Below are 18,642 nucleotides of genomic sequence, written 5' to 3'. Positions count from 1 at the left end.
CCCTTCGGGGCCGGCCACGCGGCTATTTTGGGCATCACTTCCCCGATCCCCCTGGAGTCCCCGATGCACCTGCGCCACCTCGCCCCCGCGGCCGTCCTGGCCCTCCTGCCCGCCTTCGCGGCCTGCAGCGACGACGACCCGGACTCAACGTCCGCCGAGACCAGCTCCGCAGCGCCCACCAGCGACACCGCGGAGCCGACCACCGCCACCCCCTCGCCGAGCGCGACGTCGGCCACGCCCACCGAGACCGCGCCCGCCAGCACGCTGCCGGCCGCCTGCGACGTGGTGACCGTCGACGACCTGTCCCGCGTCTACGGCCAGTCGTTCGTCCTCGACGGTGCGGACACCGGTGAGACCACCGAGGGCGGGCTGTCGTGGCGCACGAACAGCTGCGACTTCGACGTCGAAGGACTCGTCGACGTCGAGGTGTCGCTGACCGGACCGGGTGACTTCACGAAGGGCTCCTTCGGCTGCCCGCAGCCCTCGGACGCCGACGGCATCGTCGAGCCGGTCGACGACATCGCCGGCGCCACCGGCGGCTGGTGGAAGGTCTCCTCGGCCCCGCCGCTGGAGGGCGAGCTGCGGGCCTGCTCCGCCGACGCCCTGGTGACGGTCGAGATCGACTACGAGGACGGCCAGGACTACGAGGGCGACCCGCGCAGCGAGAGCGTCCAGCTCGCCGAGATGGTGCTGCGCAACCTGCAGGGCTGACCTGCCTGCGGCCGGTCGCCGGCGACCCGGTCTTCGACTCAGTCGTCGGCGGCCGCGGCCACGCCGGTGTCCGGCTCCGGGTCGGGCTCCGGCTCGGGCTCGGGGGCCCCGGCCCAGGTCCGGCCGCCGTGCACGGCCGCCATCACCACGAACAGCATGACGCCGCTGAGCCCTACGGTGCCGACGCCGTAGAGCCACCTCCAGCCGGCGGCGTCGTACAGCACGTTGGCGACGACGGCGACCCCGATCGCGACGGCCGCGACGAGCCACCACACGCCGGTGCGCTCCCCGGCGGCGCGGGCCCGGCGCGCCATCACGTGGGCCAGCCCGGCCTGGAACCCCAGGGCGGGCAGCGAGGAGGCCCAGAGCAGGGCCGGGTCGGCGTCCTCGAGCCACTCCCGGGGCACGGGGAAGGCGAGGACGACGGCGACGGCGAGCGCCGCGAGCGCGAGGTAGGACAGCGTGAGCCGCAGCTGGAGGTCCTCGAGCGCCCGGGTGAGGCGGAACCAGCCGATCACCAGCAGGAGCGTGCCGAAGATCTCCGCGAGGTCGAGCGCGCCGGCGGCCGGCGCGGTCAGGATGGTGACGGCGACGCCGATCGCGATCCAGTACAGCGGCGTCACCGGACCGCCTCCGCGCCGGTGACCAGCCAGGCGTCGCCGGCCGCGCGGCGCAGCAGCGTGACCAGCCGCCCGCCCATGAAGAGCACGGCGAACACGACCCACAGCCAGGGCAGGGTGGCGCCTGCGGCGCTCGTCAGCAGCACGACCGGAGCGTAGCCGCCGAGCACCACGAGCCCGGCCCAGGCCAGGTAGCGCCCGTCGCCGGCGCCGATGAGCACCCCGTCCAGCACGAACACCACGCCGGCAATCGGCTGGGCCGCCGCGGCGACGAGCAGCACCGGCACCAGGGCACGTCGTACGTCGTCGTCGGGGGTGAACAGCGCCCCCAGCCACGGGCTCGCCGCGGCGAGCAGCACCCCGGTGACGACGCCGGAGGCCACGCCCCAGGCGAGCATCCGTTGCGTGACCGAGCGGGTGCCCGCGACGTCGCCGGCGCCGAGGTGGCGCCCGGTGATCGCCTGCGCGGCGATGGCGATGGCGTCGAGGACGAAGGCCAGGAAGGCCCACAGCGTCATGGCGAGCTGGTGGGTGGCGATCGGCACGGCGTCCCCGCCGCCCCCGGAGCCGGTGTTCGCGGCGCTGTCGGCGGCGAGCACCACGGCGTAGGTGGTGACGAGGAGGGAGGCGCGCAGGGTCAGCGTGCGCACGAGCAGCGGCACCCCGGCGCGTGCGGCGGCTCGGACGCCGGGCAGGTCAGGACGCAGCGAGGCGCCCTCACGCCGGGCGGCGCGCAGCACCACGGTGACCAGCGCGAGCGCCATGGCGACCTGCGCGATCACCGAGCCCCAGGCGGACCCGGCGATCTCGAGACGGGGCAACGGGCCGGTGCCGTGCACGAGCACGACGTTGAGCACGAGGTTGGCGAGGTTGCCCGCGACGGCGACCACCAGGGGCGTGCGGGTGTCCTGCAGGCCGCGGAGCACGCCGGTGGTCGCGAGCACGAGCAGCAGGGGAGTGATGCCGCCCGCGGCGATCCGCAGGTACGTCGTGGCCTGCTCGGCGACCGGCGCGGAGGCCCCGAAGAGGGCGACCAGGCCGGGGGAGAGGAGCGCGGTGGCGACGGTGACCGGCAGGCCGATCGCGACCGCCAGCCACAGCCCGTCGACGCCTTGGGCGAGCGCGGCGCCCGGGCGCCCGGCACCGAGCTGACGGGCGACGCCGGCCGTGGTGCCGTAGGCGAGGAAGACGCACAGGCCGACGATGGTGGTCAGCACGGTGCCGGCGATGCCGAGCCCGGCGAGCTCGGCGGTGCCGAGGTGTCCCACGACGGCGGAGTCGCCGAGCAGGAAGAGCGGCTCGGCGACGAGGGCGAGGAACGCGGGGACCGCCAGACGGGCGATCTCACGGTCGAGCCGGCGCCGCGCCGCACGAGTTTCGGTGGGCCTCACCAGGAATCCCGAATTGGCGGTGGATAACTTCGTTCAGGTTGTGGAAACCGACGAACTGTGCTGGGGGTCCCAGGCGGGGTCCCGAGTGGCGCCGCCCAGCCGGAGGGCACTCCAAAAGTGAACGGGATCACATCATAGATTTTCGTTGTGCACAACCTGGGATTTACGTTTTCGCAGGTCAGGCGGGGTGCAGGACAATATCCCCAGCGACTTTCCACAGGTTCCTCCCCAGTAGGTGCACATCGTTCCTGCGTGTCGTCCACGGGCCGGCCCGAGTTATCCACAAGACCTGTGGATACGCCGCTTTCGCCGCGGCCCGAACGGGCCGTAACGTGCCGTCCCGGACCGACAGATCGTGGTGTCCCGAGAGTTGTCTCGGACCCGGCTCGCACGATGGTCCCAGCCCTCGCCGCGTCCGCGCTCGCGAGGGGTGACTTCGCTGAACTCGACACTGACAAGGGGATCGCGGCGCCGTGAGCCTGACCGACGAGTCCCCGTCCTGGGCGGCCGAGCCGCCGCCGGGATGGGGCGACGGACCGGCCCCGTTCGCGCCGGGCGCGGCGCCGAGCGACCGGGGCGGACGCACCCCTCCGCAGGACATGGCAGCGGAGCAGTCGGTGCTCGGCGCGATGCTGATCTCCAAGGACGCGATCGCCGACGTCGTCGAGGTGCTGCGCGGGCCCGACTACTACCGGCCCGCGCACGAGGCGATCCACGACGCGATCCTCGACCTGTACAGCCGCGGCGAGCCCGCGGACATGGTGACCGTGGCCGGTGAGCTGCAGCGCCGTGGCGAGCTGGCCAAGGTCGGCGGGGCGCCGTACCTGCACACGTTGGCCGCGAACGTGCCCATCGCCGCCAACGCCGGGTTCTACGCCGAGATCGTGCGGGAGAAGGCGATCCTGCGCCGGCTGGTCAACGCCGGCACCAAGATCGTGCAGATCAGCTATGCCGGCGAGGGCGAGGTCGACGCCATCGTCAACGAGGCGCAGGCGGAGATCTACCAGGTCACCGACCGGCGCAAGGCCGAGGACTACGTGCCGCTGAGCGACATCATGGACTCCGTCCTCGACGAGATCGAGGCGATGGAGAACCGTGAGGCCGGCATCTACGGCGTGCCGACCGGGTTCGCCGACTTCGACGAGCTCACCAACGGCTTCCACGCCGGCCAGATGATCGTCGTCGCCGCGCGACCCGCCATGGGCAAGTCGACGCTGGCGCTCGACTTCTGCCGCTCGGCCTCGATCCACCACAACCTGACCTCCGTCTTCTTCAGCCTGGAGATGACGCGCGCCGAGATCGTGATGCGTCTGCTCTCCGCGGAGGCGCGGATCCCGCTGAACCACATCCGCAACGGCAAGATGGGCCCAGAAGAGTGGGACCGGCTCGCCCACCATGTCGCCAAGATCTCCGCGGCGCCGATGTTCATCGACGACTCGCCGAACATGACGATGACCGAGATCCGGGCCAAGGCGCGGCGGCTCAAGCAGAAGCACGACCTGAAGCTGATGGTCATCGACTACCTGCAGCTGATGAGCTCGGGCAAGAAGGTCGAGTCCCGCCAGCTCGAGGTCTCGGAGTTCTCCCGGCAGATCAAGCTGATCGCCAAGGAGCTCGAGATCCCCGTCATCGCGCTCTCGCAGCTCAACCGTGGCCCCGAGCAGCGCGCCGACAAGCGCCCGGCCGTCAGCGACCTGCGTGAGTCCGGCTCGATCGAGCAGGACGCCGACATGGTCGTCCTGCTGCACCGCGACGACGTCTACGAGAAGGAGTCGACCCGCCCCGGCGAGGCCGACCTCATCGTCGCCAAGCACCGCAACGGCGCGACCCGCGACATCGTCGTGGCCTTCCAGGGTCACTACAGCCGGTTCGTCGACATGGCGCACTGACTGAGCGGCTGCCGACGATCGTCGAATCTGCAATGGAACGATCCAATCTGAAATCGTTGCAGATTCACGCCTGAGACGCTCGTGGGCTGGTGACACCGGACTCCCTCCTCGCTTGCACAGGGGGCGCGAGTTGCAGTTCGCCAGGGCGGGCACCCACCCGTGACCGCGACTGGTCGAGGGGTGCCGGGCTGCCGATGTTGAAGGGACACGAAGAAGGCGTCGAACGCGCGCCATGTCGGCGCCGTAGAACATGGCGCCATTGAGCACCAACCTCCTCGCCGACGCCTCGTGAGTGCCATCGTCGGCGCGCGAGCATGTGTCGGAGGTGGTGGAGAGACTTCTCGGTTCTTCCGCACACCTGTTGGTCAGAGACCACCTAGAGTCACGTCCGGCGACCAGGGACCGACCGAAGGAGCCCCGATGACCACGACCCGCAGCCCGCTCGGCCGCCTCGCCGCCATGGCGCTGGCCGTGCTCGGCCTGCTCGCGGCCATCGTCACTGTGCTCGGCGTGAACACAGCCCCTGCCGCTGCGAGCACGTCGGTCGAGGGCCCTTACGGCCCGCTGCCGGACCCGAGCCTGCCCGGGTACCTGAAGGTCACCGAGAAGGAGGAATACCTCACCTTCCACGCCGCCCGGGGCCGGGAGATCCTCTTCGTCGACACCGAGCACGCCGACGCCGACGGCTTCTGGTTCGCCTACCGGATCACCACCAGCGCCGCGCGCAACTTCGATTGGGTCTACCAGCCCTACGGCATGTACTGCGCGAGCGACTGGTCGGACGTGACGTGGAACGGCTGGATGAACACCTACTGGTGCACCCCGAACGCCGAGCGCGTGGAGGCCAAGTTCCCTGGGTTCAACGCCAACGCCGAGGCCTGCCGGGCCGCCACCGGCTACCCCTGGAAGTCGGCGAGCGGCGGTGGCTCAGACTACTACTGCACCAACGCGCGTCTGGAGACCGCGGCGAACGCCCTGACGCAGTTCCAGGGCGACATGTTCACCTGTGCGCCGTGGGAGCGGCAGGCCGGTGCCTGCAAGGCGGTCTACCCGTGGGCGAGCAAGCCCGGCTACCCGGCCGGGCACTGGATCGCGCAGCCGGACACGTGCACGAACATGCCCGCGCACGCCAACCAGCCCGGCATGATGCTCGACCCGGACCTCTACGCGCCGAAGACCGGCGGCGACGGCACCTGCACCGGCGCTGACCCGGCTCCGAACTGCGTGGGCGCACCCGACGACATCGCCACGACGCACCGGGCCTGCACCGGCGTGGCACCCGAGCCACCGAAGGGTCAGTACACCGCGACGGCGACGCGTACCGCCACCCGTACCGCCACGGCGAGCGCGTCGGCGACCTCGACCGGCACGAAGACGCTCACGCGGTGGACGAAGAAGGTCACCGTGAAGCGCAAGGCGAAGGGAAAGACCTACAAGTCGTCGGCGACGGCGAAGGTGAAGGTGGCGCGTTCGGCGACCGTCTCGGCCAAGAACACCGCGACGGCGACCGCGACACGCACCATCACCCGCACCTGCAAGGGTGAGACGCGGGATGCCGCCACCGCGTGCGCGTCTCGTGCGGCCGAGCAGGACGCCGAGCAGGCCGCGTACGACGCTGCGTCGGCGAGCGCGTTCAACGACGCTCTCGGCCGGGCGCAGGTCCAGGCTCGTGACGGTGCTGGCGCGAAGGCGCTCACGATGGCGCGCAGCGCGGGCGTGACGAAGGCGGCGAAGACGAAGGCGATCAAGGCCGCCAAGGCCAAGGCGCTGAAGTCGGTGAAGAAGAAGATCAAGCAGGCCAAGCGGCGCTGAGCCCTCCGGGTCTTCTCCCCGCCCCCCGTATCGCCCGCCCCCCGTCTCGCCCGTCTCGCGGTTCGCGCCCGGCGCCGCGGGACGCACGTGTGGCCTGTTGTGGAGTTGTGGTCCAAGGAAGCCGCCGGGTCACGACCCACACGGTAGGTCCGCTGAGAGCACCTGGAACCGTACTTTTGCCACGAGAGTCGTTGTCATCGCGGATCATCGAGCAATGACGAGCCACGAGGACCTGCATCAGACCGCGACGCACGCCCAGCACCTGTTCGAGCGCGCCGCCGGGATCGCCGAACAGGTCGCGAAAGGTGAGTGGGACGACAACTTGTCCGAGGGCGAGGCGACCAACTTGGCTGCCGCGTTATCGGAGGCTGCTGAAGTTGCACGTGCGGTTCGCGCCGACGCTGGGGCGCTCAAGCATGGTGCGCCCGTCGACGTCCAGTGGCGTGGCCTACTGCCGTTGAACCGCAAGGAGCGCTTCTACACCGGCACCGTGTTCCCGGCGCTGACGACCAGCACCGGGTTCTGGCACCTTCCTCGCCTGCTCGACCTGTTCGGCCTCGACGTCGACGCTCAGGCCGGCTCGTCCGCGCAGGTCCAGTTCCTCACCGAGTACGGGTTCGCCGAGTCGGTCTACACCGATGCCGACAAGGCGAAGTGGGGTGAGGAGTTCACCCGCGAGACACCCGACATCGTCCTGGTGGGCTGCGACTGGCTGCTGGCCATCGAGGCGAAGATGTTCCACGCCCCGTCCGCTGCCTCCCTGAATGAGCAGATGGCAGCCCAGGCGCCGATCATCGAGCACTGGCGTCAGGTGCTGGACCTTCCTACCGAGAACGTCGCCCACGCGCTCCTGCTGCCCGAACGCCTCGCGACCCGCGAACGCAACGGCCTGACCTCGCACCTGGTCGTCACGTGGGAGGCGCTGCTCGACGCGTTTCGTCCTGTCGCGCCGCCGTACTGGACCTCGGTCCTCGCCGAGGCCCTGGAGCGGCACGAGGAACTGGAGTCCAAGACGATCTCCATGCCCAACGCTCAGGGCCGGATGACGGGTGCGGAGATCGTCGCCGACGCCCTCTCCCCTAGCCCGCTGGTCGCGTTCGTGGGCCGCGTCGGCGGAGCAACCGGCGCACGTTTCGCCGAAGACATCAGCACCGGCACCTGGCAGAGCGCGCTCTACCAGGTCCGCGCCGAGCCGGTTGCCGCCTCGAACCCGAACTGGATGCCGGTCGAAGCGTTCTTGCACGCCGTCGGCGACCAGTCGGCTCCGTAGCAAGACTGCGGCGCCGCACATTGGCGTCACGGGGCGAGTGCGGGTCGGGAACGGTCGACGTAGACGGGTTCAGATGGACAGAGCCCCGCGGGGTGGTGGGCTTTGAGGTGGTCTTCGGTGCCTTACTCGCCGCTCTCCATGGCGGCGTGATCACCAGTATCCATGGTGGTGTTGAGCAGCGCCATGGACTCCAGCGCCATGGACTCCTCAGATAGGTAGCGGCGGTCGCCGGCGATCCATTCGTCGTGCATGTCGATCAGGACCGCTCCGACAAGTCTGATTACGGCGGCGGCGTTGGGGAAGATGCCGACCACGCGGCTGCGGCGCTTGATCTCCTTGTTCACCCGCTCGAGCGGGTTCGTCGACCAGATCTTGCGCCAGTGGGCCTTGGGGAAGCCGGTGAACGCGAGGACCTCGGCCTTCGCCTCGTCCATGAGCGGCCCGACCTTCGGGAACGACACGGCGAGCTGGTCGCGGACCTCGCCCCACGCCTTGCTGACGGCCTCGGGGTCGGGCTGGGCGAAGATCGTGCGGAACACCGCAGCGACCATGTCGGCGTGGGTCTTGGGGACGTGGGCGAGGAGGTTGCGGGCGAAGTGGACCCGGCAGCGCTGAACTATGAGGTTTTCTCGAAGGCGTTTGCTGCCTTGGACCATCAGACGCGCACCTCGATGCAACAGATCGTCGAGCGATTCAACGAATCCATGAGTGCTGCCCGGCTCATTGGCTTCGACCTTGACGTTCCAAACAAGGTTGTTCCTGGCGGGCTTGCGCCACGCCGCTCCAGCGGCGTCGAGGCAAAGGCTAGGGGCTGCGAGCGCGTCGCGTTGGCGTCACACGAATCTGGATGCCGTGGATTCGGTACAGGACACGCTCAGGGGCGAGCACGACTCGCGGGAGGCTGAGGAAGGCCGCTGACGGTCTCCACCACCTGCGTCTCCGGGTCCCACCAGCGCAGCCGGTCGGCCACGATCTCGCGCACCGGCGGCACCTCGCCCAGCACCTCGAGCGCTCGGGCGAGCTGTCGTCGGGGCACGCGGCGGGCCAGGGTGACGTGCGGTGTCCACACCGAGTGACGCAGGCCCGGCACCAGGGTGCGCAGACGGGCCACCGCGTCGGCGAGCGCCGCGTCCGGCTCGACCAGGTGGGCCAGGGTGATCCGCGGTCCGTCGCCCAGGAGCAGCAGTCCGCGCACCGCGATCACCGCGGGCAGAAGCGGAGCGACCAGGTCGGCGGCGGGCGCCACCACGGAGGCGTCGATGGGGCTGGCCGCGACCAGCGTCAGGTGCGGAGCGTTGGTCATCGAGCGGTGGTCGGCCTGCGAGGGCAGGCCCGCGGCCCGCAACGCCTCCCACTGGGCCTCGATCGCGCGCGCGGAGGCCCCGTCGAAGCTCAGCTCCAAGGCATGGTCGGGCACCCGCGCCAGCCTAGGTCCACGCCGGGCCGCGGCGTCACGCCTGCCCTCAGCGCTTGCCCGGCTTCGGTGGCCGCGCCAACGCCCGCGCCACCGCCGGCCGCACCCAGGCGTCCAGGCTCGCCGTGTCGGGAAGGTCCGCCGCCGCCACCAGGACCACCCCGCCCATGGTCCGCGAGCCCATCGTCGCCCGGCGCGCGCCGGCGGCGAGGGCCTCGTCGATCCCGTCGGTGCCGACGTGCACCATCAGGTCCTGCTCGCCGGTGCCGACGGCCATGTGGGTGTTCACCGTCCAGCACAGGCCGCCGAACATGGTGATCTCCCGGTGCCCGACCGACCCGCCTGCGCCAGCCGCCTCGGTTGCGTCCGTCACCGCCGCACGGATGCGGGCGGCCAGCTGTTCGTCGTACGCCATGACCGGCTCCTCGTCGTCGGGACCTCGCGTCGCTTCGCACGCTAGCCACCGTCGCCGACAGCCGGAACCGACAGCAGGAAAGGGCGACCGGCGCCGGACGAGCTCGTCCGACGCCGGCCGCGGTGAGCCCGGCCGAGGGGGGTGCCGGGCTCGTCTGGGGGAGGGCTCAGCCCACCGCCACGGTGCCGCCGGTCCGGGTGGCGTGCTCGTGGGCCGCGCCCACGACGGTGACGCCCGCGATCAGCACGCCGGCGAGCAGCAGGCCGGAGGCGAGGTGCAGCTGCAGCGCGGCGGCGCCCACGAACGCACCGAGCAGGATCAGCACCACCGCGCTGATCCGGCGCGCCGAGGCGCCCGGCTTGCGGGCCCCGAGCCACGAGTCCGCAGCGAGCCCGGTGATGGTGCTGGTGACCACCACGGTCGTCACGTCCTTGACCGCGAGGTGTCGCGCGGCCGCGGCCTGCATGCCCATGGCGAGGGCGGCGAGCGTGGTGACGGTGACCATCGCGGCGGTGACGGGATGGTCGCCGGTGAGGAGCAGCATGCCGCCGAGGACGAACATGGTCAGCGCGACGAAGCCGAGCAGGACCGTGGTGGTGGCGTTCCATCCGGCGCCGGCCGTGCGCAGCGCCCGGCCCGCGATGGCCGCGCCGACCATGAACCCGACCAGCGCCAGCGCCGGCCCGAGGACCGGCAGGTCCTCGTGGTCGCCGACCAGCGCCATGCCGAGGATGACGACGTTGCCGGTCATGTTGCCGGTGAAGACCTTGTCCAGGCCGAGGTAGCCGATCGCGTCGTTGATGCCGGTGGTGAAGGTCAGCACCAGCATCAGCCACAGGTGCATCCGGGCGGTGGGGACAGCTCGCCAGCTCATGACAGGGCCTCCGTCAGGTGCAGCAGCGCACGGTCGCGGCCGCGGGCCGCGACGAGGCACGCTCCCGCCGGCAGCCCGGACGCGGTGGACAGGGGAAGGCTGACCGCCGGCAGGCCGCCGACGGAGGCCAGGCAGGTCAGGGTGAGGGTGCGCTCGCGGGCCTCCTCGGCCTCGGCCGGCATCGGGGCGACGGAGGCCGCTGACGGCAGCACCACCACCCGGTCGCCGACGAAGTCGCGGATCGTCGTCCGGGCCTCGAGCAGCGTCTCCAGGGCCTGCTCAGCCTCGGCGGCGCTGATCGTCGAGGCGTGCTCGAACCGCGCCCGCGCCGCCGGCCCGAGCGTGTCGAGCCGACCGGTGAGCCAGGCGCCGTGATGCTGCCAGGCCTCAAAACCCTGGCAGGTCCCGAACGCCCGCCGGTACGACGCCAGCAGTTCCGCACCGTCCCAGTGCTCGGTGCGGGCGACCCCGGCGAAGCGGGCGGCGACGGCGTCGGCGACCTCGGGGGTGGCCAGGGCGAGCAGCTCGGGGACGATGACGAGCTCGCCGAGGCCGTCGTACTGCCCGGTGGGCAGCAGGACGTCGCCCACGCGCCGCAGCAGCGTCGCGTCGTGGGTCATCCACCCGACGGTGTCGAAGCTGGGGGCGAGGGGGAGCAGCCCGGTGCGGTCCACCAGCCCGTGGGTGGTGCGGATGCCGTGCAGGCCCTGGTAGGCCGACGGCACCCGGATCGAGCCGGCGGTGTCGGTGCCCAGGCCGATGCTGGCGTGGCCCAGGCTCACCGCGGAGGCGGAGCCGCTGCTGGATCCGCCGGGGACCCGCCGGGCGGCGCGCGGGTTGGGCGGGGTGCCGTGGTGCGGGTTGGCGCCGGCGATGCTGTAGGCGAACTCGTCGGTGCGCGCGATGCCGCGCACGTCGGCGCCGCCCGCCAGCAGCTGCCCCAGCACGCTCGCGTGCTGGACCTCGGTCTCCGCCGCAGCCAGCCGCGCCGGGTTGCCGGCCCCGATCGGGTGCCCGGCGACGGCGTACACGTCCTTGACCGCGACCGTCTCCCCGGCCAGCGCTCCGGTGCCGGCGCCGGGCACGAGCGGGTCGCCGACGACGCGCCAGATGCGGGTGTCCAAGGCCGGTGCCGGGGTGCCCACGTGGGCGACCAGCACCTGCCACCGACCGGACTCGGCCTCGCGGCGCCACACCTGGGTCTGCAGCCCGCGCCCGCCGCGCTCGAGCTCGGTCTGCGCCACGACCACGGCGTGGTCGGCGTCGAGGGGACGCACCTCGGTGCCGACCAGGCGGCGCCGAGGCGCCCCGCCGCGGCCGCGGCGGAAGCCGGTGATCTCCTCGTGCCCGACGAGCAGGCCCTCGGCGTCGCCGCGCAGCGTGTCGGCGCCGGGCGCGAACAGGCGCGCCATCGCGTCGAGGTCGTCGTCCATCAGCGCCCGCTCGTAGGCGTGGAACGCCGCCATCAGCCCGTCGGGGGCCTCGTGCTGCCCGGCCATCACAAGCCGCCTGCGTCGGGGAAGTCGCTGCGCCGGATGGCGGCGTGGACGCCCTTGACCACGTCGACGACCTGGGAGATGTGGAAGTCGGTGGCGGCGCTGAGGTAGGCGTAGGCCGCCGGCGCGCTCATCCCGTAGCGCGCCTGCAGCAGCGCGATCGCGGCGCGCACGCAGTTCTGCACCGCGACGTCGAGGTCGGGGTCCATGCCGGTGGGGATGAGCAGCTCGTCGGTGGCGGCCAGCGGACCGACCAGCTCGCCGAACTGCGCCACCGCCTCCTCGCGGGCGAGGACGTCGAACCGGACGGTGGCGCGCAGGCTGGCCTCGAGCGCGGTCAGGCTGACCTCGCCGTCGCCCTGAGCGAAGTGCGGGTCGCCGACGTAGGCCATCGCCCCGTCGACCTGGATCGGCAGGTAGAGGGTGCTGCCGACGGTGAGCATCCGGATGTCGATGTTGCCGCCGTGCGGTCCCGGCGGCACGCTGTGCGGCCGCTCGTCGCCGTCGACCGCGACGCCCATGATCCCCAGGAACGGGGCGAGCGGGAACCGGGCCGGCCCGAGGTGGGCGTGATCGTCGGCGATGGTGACGAACTCGCTGTGCACCGCCGCCCCGTCGAGCGGGTAGGTGTCCGGCAGGGCGCCTTTGGCGTGACGGTTGGAGATCACGCCGTACGGCACCCGGGGGAGGGTCTCGAGGATGGTGATCGCGAGCAGGTCACCGGCCCGGGCGCCGGTGACCTGGATCGGGCGGGAGACCACGTGCGGACCGTCGACGCCGAAGGTCCGCGGCACGTCGGCGGCGGCCAGGGCGATGGCGTCGGTGAGCACCTCCTCGGCGCCGTGCTCGGTGAAGAAGCGCCGCGGGTCGCGACCCTGGTCCTCGAGGATCCCCTCGTGGCTGATCGTGTCGATGGTGACCTCGGTGCCCGGCTCGACGGTCAGCACCGGGGTATCGGTGCCGCAGGGCAGGCGACCCCACAACACGGTGTCGGGCTCGGCGGGCAGGTACGTCGCCGATCGGATCGGCCCGGTGCCGGGCTGCAGTGCCGCGGACCGGGGGGTGCGCGGACTCGTTTGCTGGCTCACCGGCCCAGAGTGCCGAGCCGGAGTTTCTGGTTCGTTGCGGTGGTGGGACATGGGATCACCTGACGGCAGAGGAGGACGATCAGAGTGCCAGGGCGCGGAAGCGGCTGCCATGGAACACGGTGGGTTCCGCGGCACTCGTGGCCAGGGCGTGGACGCGCATGAGGACGAGGTCGTGGTCACCGGCTCCACGTGCTCGAGGAGCGCTGCAACGTGGACGCGGCGGGGACGACGGTGGGGAGGGCGGTGGGGACATCGGTGGGGAGGGCGGTGACGGACGTGCTTCCTCCTGGGTGGGAAGGGTCGGGAAGGGCCGCAGGCGGTGGGGAGCCGCCTGCCCCCGCGCTCGCCGAGGCGGCGCGGGGGCCGGGGGTCACCAGCGGACGGTGAGTCGTTCCACGAGGCCGACGAGCGACATCAGCAGCATCGAGGAGATCGCGGTGACGAGGATCGCGCACCACATCACCGGCAGGTTGATGTTGGCCTGGGCGGTCACGATGAGCGCGCCGAGCCCCTCGGGGGTGCCGAAGAACTCCGAGACGACCGCGCCCACCATCGCGCCGGTGATCGAGACCCGGGCACCGGCGAACAGGTACGGCAGGCTCGAGAGCAGCCGCAGCCGCCAGAACACCTCGGCGCGGGAGGCCGACATCGCGCAGAAGACCTCGTGCGCCTGGTCGTCGATGGCCTGGAAGCCGGTGATGGCGTTGATCAGCATCGGGAAGAACGCCGCGATGGTCGCCGTCGCCAGGTGCGGGCCGTCGCCGAAGCCGAAGGCGACGATGAGGGCCGGTGCGACCGCGACGATCGGCGTGACGTGCAGCATCGTCGCGATCGGCATCACCGCTGAGCGGATCGCCTTGTTCACGCACATGATGCCGAGCGCGAGGGCGATCACCCCGCCGAGCAGGAATCCGAACAGGGCGGTCTTGACCGTGATCCACGCGTTCTCGGTGTACATCCGCGGGTCGTCGCGGACGCTGGCCCACATGTCCTGCAGCGTGGGCAGGACGCTGACCATGTTGGTGGCGACCCACTGCCAGCCGAAGCCGATCAGCAGGATCAGCGCGAGCGGTGCGACGAACCGCGTCGCGATCGACGAGTACGCCTTCATCGCTCTCCCTCCCAGCCGGTGCGCAGCACCTGCTTGACCTCGTCCACCAGTGCCGTGAACTCCGGGGTCCCCGCCAGCTCCGGGCGGTTCTCGCGGGGCAGGGTGATGTCGACGACTCCCTGGATCCGGCCCGGGCGCGGCGTCATGACGACGATCCGGTCCGAGAGCAGCACGGCCTCGTTGACCGAGTGGGTGACGAACACGATCGTCTTGCGGTGCTGCGACCACACCTCGAGCAGACGCAGCTGGAGCGCGTCCTTGGTGAGCTCGTCGAGCGCGGAGAAGGGCTCGTCCATCAGCATCAGCTCCGCGCCCTGGACGAAGCCGCGGGCGATCGAGGCGCGCTGCCGCATGCCGCCGGAGAGCTGGTTGGGCTTGGCGCCGAGGAAGTCGCTGAGGCCGACCTCCCCGAGCAGCTGCACGGGGTCGAGCGGGGTGCGGCTGGTGGTGCCGTTGCGGTCGGGTCGCCGGTTGACCACGTTGGACAGCGAGGCGTTCGCCTTCACGCTGAGCCACGGGAGCAGGGCCGACGACTGCGGGATCCAGGCGATGTTCTTCCGCTTGGAGGCCTCCGCCGGTGAGGTGCCGAAGACCGACACCTCGCCGCTGGTCTCGCGCTCGAGCCCGGCGATGATCCGCAGGACCGTCGACTTGCCGCAGCCCGACGGGCCGAAGAGGGTGACGAACTCACCCGAGCGGATCTCCAGGTCCACCGAGGAGAGCGCCTGGACGGTCGAGCGGCGGGAGCGGAAGACCTTCTCCACGCCGCGGAGCCGGACACCGGTGTCGGTGTCGAGGGGGCCGAGCGCCACCGACGAGGCCGTCATCAGGACACCACGCTCGGCAGGCCGAGGACGTCGCGCAGCGTCTCGCCGGCGTACGCGGTGCGGAAGACGCCCATGCGCTGCAGGTGCGGTACGACGGCGCGGGTGAAGGACTCGAAGGTCCCGGGCATCTCGGTCGGGTCGATCATGAAACCGTCCGCGGCCTCGGCGTCGAACAGCTCGCGCAGCTGCTCGGCGACCTGCTCACCGGTGCCGACGACCTGGGGCGTCAGCCCGCTGGCGCCGAACTTGCGGGCCGCCTCCTCCAGCGTGATCCCGTCGGTGCCGGCGTCGTTGGCCTGGTTGAGCAGCGCCGCGGTGCCGCGGGCACCGGGACCGCCGAGCTGGTCGACGATCGCGGAGACGGCGGTGTCGCGGGGCATGGCGGACAGGTCGATGCCGGTGTGCGCGGAGAGCACCGCCAGGGCGGCGTCGACGGAGACGGTGGAGCGGATGAACTCCTGCTTCTCGCGGGCGATCGCCTCGGTCTCGCCGATGATGGGCTGCACGAGCGCGGCGACCTTGAGGTCGTCGGGGTTGCGGCCGAGCTCGGCGACCTTCGCCCGCATCGCCGCGCGCTGCTTGTGCAGGGCCTCGGGGGTGTGGCCCATCACGAAGATGATCTCGCCCCAGCGGGCACCGAACTCCATGCCGCGGTTGGAGGAGCCGGCCTGCATCAGCACCGGCCGGCCCTGGGCGCTGCGCGGGATCGACAGAGGGCCGCGGACCTTGACGTGCTCGCCCTCGTAGTCGACGTGGTGGACCTTCTCGGGGTCGACGAAGACACCGGTCTGCTTGTCCACGACGACGGCGTCGGCCTCCCACGACGACCACAGACCGGTGACGGCCTCGGTGACCTCGTCGGCGCGGTCGTAGCGCTGGTCGGCGGGCAGGATCGTGTCGCTGCCGAAGTTCTGGGCCTGCACGTCGTTGTGGGAGGTGACGATGTTCCACGCCGCGCGCCCGCCGCTGAGGACGTCCAGGGAGCCCAGGATGCGGGCGATGTGGAACGGAGGCATGAAGGTCGTCGACATGGTGCCGCCGAGGCCGATCCGGCTGGTCGCGGTGGCCATCATCGACAGGACGACCGAGGGCTCGAGCTCCAGAGCACCCTGGGAGCCGCTGCGCAGCGTCTCGTCGAAGCGGTCGCCGAACGTGGCCGGCGTGACGATGCCGTCGGACATGAAGATCATGTCGAACAGGCCCTCCTCGAGGACCTTCGCCGCGTGCATCGGCAACGCCGGGTCCAGCAGGTTCGTCGCGCTGTGCGGGTGCCGCCACATCCCGGTGTAGTGGGCGGTGGGGATCTTGTAGAACCCGATCAGGGTCATCTGGCGTGGCACGGGGACTCCCTCATGTCTCGTGTGGGGTGGTCCGGGGGCGCCGCGGGCGGCGGCACCCCCGGACCGGGGTGGTTCAGGTCGCCGGGCGACCGGGGACTGCGGTGCTCACTCGCCCCAGACGAGCTCGGTGCCCTCGAAGATGGCCTCGACGTAGGAGGCGTCGAACGCCTCGGACAGGTCCGGCATCTCCTTGAGCACGCCGTGCTCGACGTACACCTCGGCCTCGGGCTTCCACTGCTCCTCGCTCTGGAAGCCCAGCGGCGTGCCTTCGGGCTGGCTGGAGCTGATCAGCTCGACCTCGGTCTGCCAGCGCACCTTCGCCAGCTCGACGTCGTAGCTGCCGGGTCCGGTGGCCTTCTCGGCCCAGCCCAGGCCCTTGGTCAGGTTCTCGTCGCTGGCCGAGAGCCACTCGTAGGCCTTGAACGTGGCGCGGAGGAAGTCCTCGACCGCGGTCGGGTTCTTCTCGGCGAACTTCGAGCTGGTGACCAGGTTGTTGAAGCTGCTCTGGACGCCGTACTCCTCGGGCTTCCACTCGGTGACCTCGTGGCCGGCCTTGGCGAGGACCTTGGGCTCGTTGGACTTGTAGGCCTCCAGCGCGTGGACCTTGCCCTGGGCGAGGATCGAGGGGTCGTAGCCGACGGAGACGAACTCGACCTTGTCGGTGTCGACGCCGGCCTTCTCCAGCATGGACAGCAGCGGCGGGTCCTGGTTGCCCTTGTAGCCCACGGTCTTGCCCTCGAGGTCCTTGAGGTCCTTGATGGGCCCGTCGGCGAGCGAGATGTACTCGATCGCCGGCACGTTGCCGTAGGTGGCGACGGAGACCACGTCGGCGCCGGCAGCGACGGCGCTCAGCACGTCGGCGGGACCCCCGAGGGCGGCGAAGGCGGCGCGGCCGGCGCTGACCAGCTGCGGGTTCTGCGCGGTGTCGCCGGGCTGGACCTCGACGTCGAGACACAGGTCGTCGAAGTAGCCGAGCTCCTCGGCGGCGAGGACGTCGAGGATGCTCGCCGTCGCGGCGTACTGGTAGGAGGTGAGGTAGGTGAGCTTGCCGGCCTCGCCGTTGGCGGCGCAGCGCTCGTCGCTGATCACGGAGGAGGAGGTCGGCGCTGCGGACTTCTCCTCCTCGCCGCAGGCGGTCAGGGAGGTGAGGAGGACCCCGGCGCCGAGGACGGCGGCGACGGAGAGACGGGCCTTGGATGCCATGGAGATGACCTTTCAGGTGGCGAGTGTTCGCTCGGAGGACGAGGCATCGGTGACTCGTCACACCTTCGGGACGGCGTGGAGCCGGCATTTCGGGCCAGACGTGGGATGTCTAGGCTCCAAGTGCCGATTGCGGTGCTGTCCTCGAAAGGTGGGACCACTTTCTCGGCTGAAAGTCGCGCCGCAGTTTCCCGTTTGTGAACGGTGCGTGAATCGATCCGGGATTCGTGTTTCGTTTGGCCTGCCGGCCCGGATATTCGATTCAGGGGCCTGTTTGTGGCTTTCGAGTCGTGGCACCATTCCCGACCATGACCGATCCGACCGACCCGATCCGGGCGACCGATCCGATCGATGCCGTGCCCGCGCCGCGTCCCAGCCTTCGCGACATCTGGCAGGCCGCGGTCGGTGCCGACGGCCGGCTGCCTCCCGAGACCGAGCTCGCAGACCTGCTCGGGATGGGCCGCAACTCGGTGCGCGAGGTGCTGATCCGGCTGGAGGCCGAGGGCTACATCGCCCGCCGCCACGGGGCCGGCACCTTCGCCAACCCTGCGGCGATGGACATCGGGGTGCGGATCGACCGGACCATGGAGTTCGCCGAGGTGGTGCGCGGGCTCGGACACGAGGCGCGGGTGGAGCTGCTGGAGGCGGGATGGGTGTCCCCGAGTCCCGACATCGTCGAGAAACTGCAGGTCACAGACGGTTACCTGGTCTACCGGACCTGCAAGCGGTGGCTCGCCGACGGCCATCCGGTGATGTACGCCGAGGACTTCATCCCCGCCCCGCGCAAGGTCGCCGTCGACGCGGCCAAGAGCGTCCTGGTGATCGCCGAGCGGGCCAACGGACACGTCACGGAGTGGGTCTCCTCCCTGGTCGAGGCCCAGGTCGCCGGCGATCGTGCCGACGACCTCGGCGTGGGACGGAGCACCCCGCTGCTGCGTCTCGAGCAGGTCGGCGTGAGCCGGATCGGCACCCGCTGCTGGCTGGCGCGGGAGTACCACAGCGGCTCCGCCGGGCCCCTGCCGCTGCGCTACGGGCTCGTGCGCACGGTGCTGCCGGGAATCGAGGAGACGGTCGACCTCGCGGCGCGCGGCTAGGGATGACGCCGGAAATAGGCCCCGAGACGAAAGAAACTGCGGCGACCGCTCGCCTTAACCATTGAGAAACAAAGTCCTCCTACCTTTCTC

The 18,642-nt window shown here is 71.1% G+C and carries 16 protein-coding genes and 1 pseudogene; 5 read left to right on the top strand and 12 right to left on the bottom strand.

Annotated features, from left to right (window positions below; genetic code table 11):
- The first annotated feature begins 63 nt into the window (after nucleotides 1-63).
- A complete protein-coding gene (locus tag KG111_RS17905) occupies nucleotides 64-711 on the top strand; it encodes a hypothetical protein (RefSeq protein WP_205291276.1) in 648 nt (215 codons plus the stop codon).
- A 38-nt stretch (nucleotides 712-749) separates the two neighbouring features.
- Here the strand turns inward: KG111_RS17905 and KG111_RS17900 are convergent, their stop codons facing one another.
- A complete protein-coding gene (locus tag KG111_RS17900) occupies nucleotides 750-1,334 on the bottom strand; it encodes a hypothetical protein (RefSeq protein WP_205291277.1) in 585 nt (194 codons plus the stop codon).
- Nucleotides 1,331-2,722: an MATE family efflux transporter gene (locus tag KG111_RS17895; protein ID WP_249666216.1), complete on the bottom strand. Its 1,392-nt coding sequence runs from the start codon at nucleotides 2,720-2,722 to the stop codon at nucleotides 1,331-1,333. Before KG111_RS17895 ends, KG111_RS17900 begins: the two co-directional genes overlap by 4 nt.
- 599 nt (nucleotides 2,723-3,321) lie before the next feature.
- On the opposite strand from KG111_RS17895, the gene dnaB reads away from it, so the two are divergent.
- The 3 genes from dnaB (at nucleotide 3,322) to KG111_RS17880 (ending at nucleotide 7,693) form a co-directional block, all read left to right on the top strand.
- Complete coding sequence (gene dnaB / locus KG111_RS17890) at nucleotides 3,322-4,611, top strand: replicative DNA helicase (protein ID WP_205291367.1); 1,290 nt, start codon at nucleotides 3,322-3,324, stop codon at nucleotides 4,609-4,611.
- Between the two features lie 420 nt (nucleotides 4,612-5,031).
- A complete protein-coding gene (locus tag KG111_RS17885; RefSeq protein ID WP_205291278.1) occupies nucleotides 5,032-6,423 on the top strand; it encodes a hypothetical protein in 1,392 nt (463 codons plus the stop codon).
- A 214-nt stretch (nucleotides 6,424-6,637) separates the two neighbouring features.
- Nucleotides 6,638-7,693 (top strand): hypothetical protein, encoded by a 1,056-nt coding sequence (locus tag KG111_RS17880; protein ID WP_205291279.1) that lies wholly within the window; start codon nucleotides 6,638-6,640, stop codon nucleotides 7,691-7,693.
- Between the two features lie 122 nt (nucleotides 7,694-7,815).
- Here KG111_RS17880 and KG111_RS17875 read toward each other — a convergent pair.
- From KG111_RS17875 to KG111_RS17830, 10 genes and pseudogenes are all read right to left on the bottom strand, one after another.
- Nucleotides 7,816-8,397: pseudogene (locus KG111_RS17875) on the bottom strand (transposase); the annotation flags it as partial.
- Between the two features lie 170 nt (nucleotides 8,398-8,567).
- Nucleotides 8,568-9,110: a 2'-5' RNA ligase family protein gene (locus tag KG111_RS17870; RefSeq protein ID WP_205291280.1), complete on the bottom strand. Its 543-nt coding sequence runs from the start codon at nucleotides 9,108-9,110 to the stop codon at nucleotides 8,568-8,570.
- 46 nt (nucleotides 9,111-9,156) lie between these two features.
- Nucleotides 9,157-9,522: a TfoX/Sxy family protein gene (locus tag KG111_RS17865; protein ID WP_205291281.1), complete on the bottom strand. Its 366-nt coding sequence runs from the start codon at nucleotides 9,520-9,522 to the stop codon at nucleotides 9,157-9,159.
- A gap of 166 nt (nucleotides 9,523-9,688) precedes the next feature.
- Nucleotides 9,689-10,396 (bottom strand): YoaK family protein, encoded by a 708-nt coding sequence (locus KG111_RS17860; protein WP_205291282.1) that lies wholly within the window; start codon nucleotides 10,394-10,396, stop codon nucleotides 9,689-9,691.
- Nucleotides 10,393-11,895, bottom strand: a complete 1,503-nt coding sequence (locus KG111_RS17855; protein ID WP_205291283.1) for an AtzH-like domain-containing protein — start codon at nucleotides 11,893-11,895, stop codon at nucleotides 10,393-10,395. The genes KG111_RS17860 and KG111_RS17855 overlap by 4 nt, the downstream gene beginning before the upstream one ends.
- Nucleotides 11,895-12,980: an acetamidase/formamidase family protein gene (locus KG111_RS17850; RefSeq protein WP_249666215.1), complete on the bottom strand. Its 1,086-nt coding sequence runs from the start codon at nucleotides 12,978-12,980 to the stop codon at nucleotides 11,895-11,897. The genes KG111_RS17855 and KG111_RS17850 overlap by 1 nt, the downstream gene beginning before the upstream one ends.
- Before the next feature lie 370 nt (nucleotides 12,981-13,350).
- A complete protein-coding gene (locus KG111_RS17845; RefSeq protein WP_205291285.1) occupies nucleotides 13,351-14,091 on the bottom strand; it encodes an ABC transporter permease in 741 nt (246 codons plus the stop codon).
- Nucleotides 14,088-14,918 (bottom strand): ABC transporter ATP-binding protein, encoded by an 831-nt coding sequence (locus KG111_RS17840; protein ID WP_205291286.1) that lies wholly within the window; start codon nucleotides 14,916-14,918, stop codon nucleotides 14,088-14,090. The genes KG111_RS17845 and KG111_RS17840 overlap by 4 nt, the downstream gene beginning before the upstream one ends.
- Nucleotides 14,918-16,258, bottom strand: a complete 1,341-nt coding sequence (locus KG111_RS17835; protein ID WP_205291287.1) for an NtaA/DmoA family FMN-dependent monooxygenase — start codon at nucleotides 16,256-16,258, stop codon at nucleotides 14,918-14,920. Before KG111_RS17835 ends, KG111_RS17840 begins: the two co-directional genes overlap by 1 nt.
- A 105-nt stretch (nucleotides 16,259-16,363) precedes the next feature.
- A complete protein-coding gene (locus KG111_RS17830; protein ID WP_205291288.1) occupies nucleotides 16,364-17,461 on the bottom strand; it encodes an ABC transporter substrate-binding protein in 1,098 nt (365 codons plus the stop codon).
- Between the two features lie 305 nt (nucleotides 17,462-17,766).
- On the opposite strand from KG111_RS17830, the gene KG111_RS17825 reads away from it, so the two are divergent.
- Nucleotides 17,767-18,552 (top strand): GntR family transcriptional regulator, encoded by a 786-nt coding sequence (locus tag KG111_RS17825; protein WP_205291289.1) that lies wholly within the window; start codon nucleotides 17,767-17,769, stop codon nucleotides 18,550-18,552.
- Nucleotides 18,553-18,642: the final 90 nt, after the last annotated feature.

The organism is Nocardioides faecalis (assembly GCF_018388425.1).
GTDB classification, from domain to species: Bacteria; Actinomycetota; Actinomycetes; order Propionibacteriales; family Nocardioidaceae; genus Nocardioides; species Nocardioides faecalis.
Note: the sequence above shows the minus strand (reverse complement) of the source record. Positions and strands in the feature narration are given on the sequence as shown.

Excerpts from the sequence above, each read along its gene's own strand:
- KG111_RS17905 (WP_205291276.1), top strand. The coding sequence starts at position 64 with ATGCACCTGCGCCACCTCGCCCCCGCGGCCGTCCTGGCCCTCCTGCCC.
- KG111_RS17885 (WP_205291278.1), top strand. The coding sequence starts at position 5,032 with ATGACCACGACCCGCAGCCCGCTCGGCCGCCTCGCCGCCATGGCGCTG.
- KG111_RS17855 (WP_205291283.1), bottom strand. The coding sequence starts at position 11,895 with ATGGCCGGGCAGCACGAGGCCCCCGACGGGCTGATGGCGGCGTTCCAC.
- KG111_RS17825 (WP_205291289.1), top strand. The coding sequence starts at position 17,767 with ATGACCGATCCGACCGACCCGATCCGGGCGACCGATCCGATCGATGCC.
- KG111_RS17860 (WP_205291282.1), bottom strand. The coding sequence starts at position 10,396 with ATGAGCTGGCGAGCTGTCCCCACCGCCCGGATGCACCTGTGGCTGATG.
- KG111_RS17840 (WP_205291286.1), bottom strand. The coding sequence starts at position 14,918 with ATGACGGCCTCGTCGGTGGCGCTCGGCCCCCTCGACACCGACACCGGT.
- KG111_RS17845 (WP_205291285.1), bottom strand. The coding sequence starts at position 14,091 with ATGAAGGCGTACTCGTCGATCGCGACGCGGTTCGTCGCACCGCTCGCG.
- dnaB (WP_205291367.1), top strand. The coding sequence starts at position 3,322 with ATGGCAGCGGAGCAGTCGGTGCTCGGCGCGATGCTGATCTCCAAGGAC.
- KG111_RS17880 (WP_205291279.1), top strand. The coding sequence starts at position 6,638 with ATGACGAGCCACGAGGACCTGCATCAGACCGCGACGCACGCCCAGCAC.
- KG111_RS17865 (WP_205291281.1), bottom strand. The coding sequence starts at position 9,522 with ATGGCGTACGACGAACAGCTGGCCGCCCGCATCCGTGCGGCGGTGACG.
- KG111_RS17830 (WP_205291288.1), bottom strand. The coding sequence starts at position 17,461 with ATGGCATCCAAGGCCCGTCTCTCCGTCGCCGCCGTCCTCGGCGCCGGG.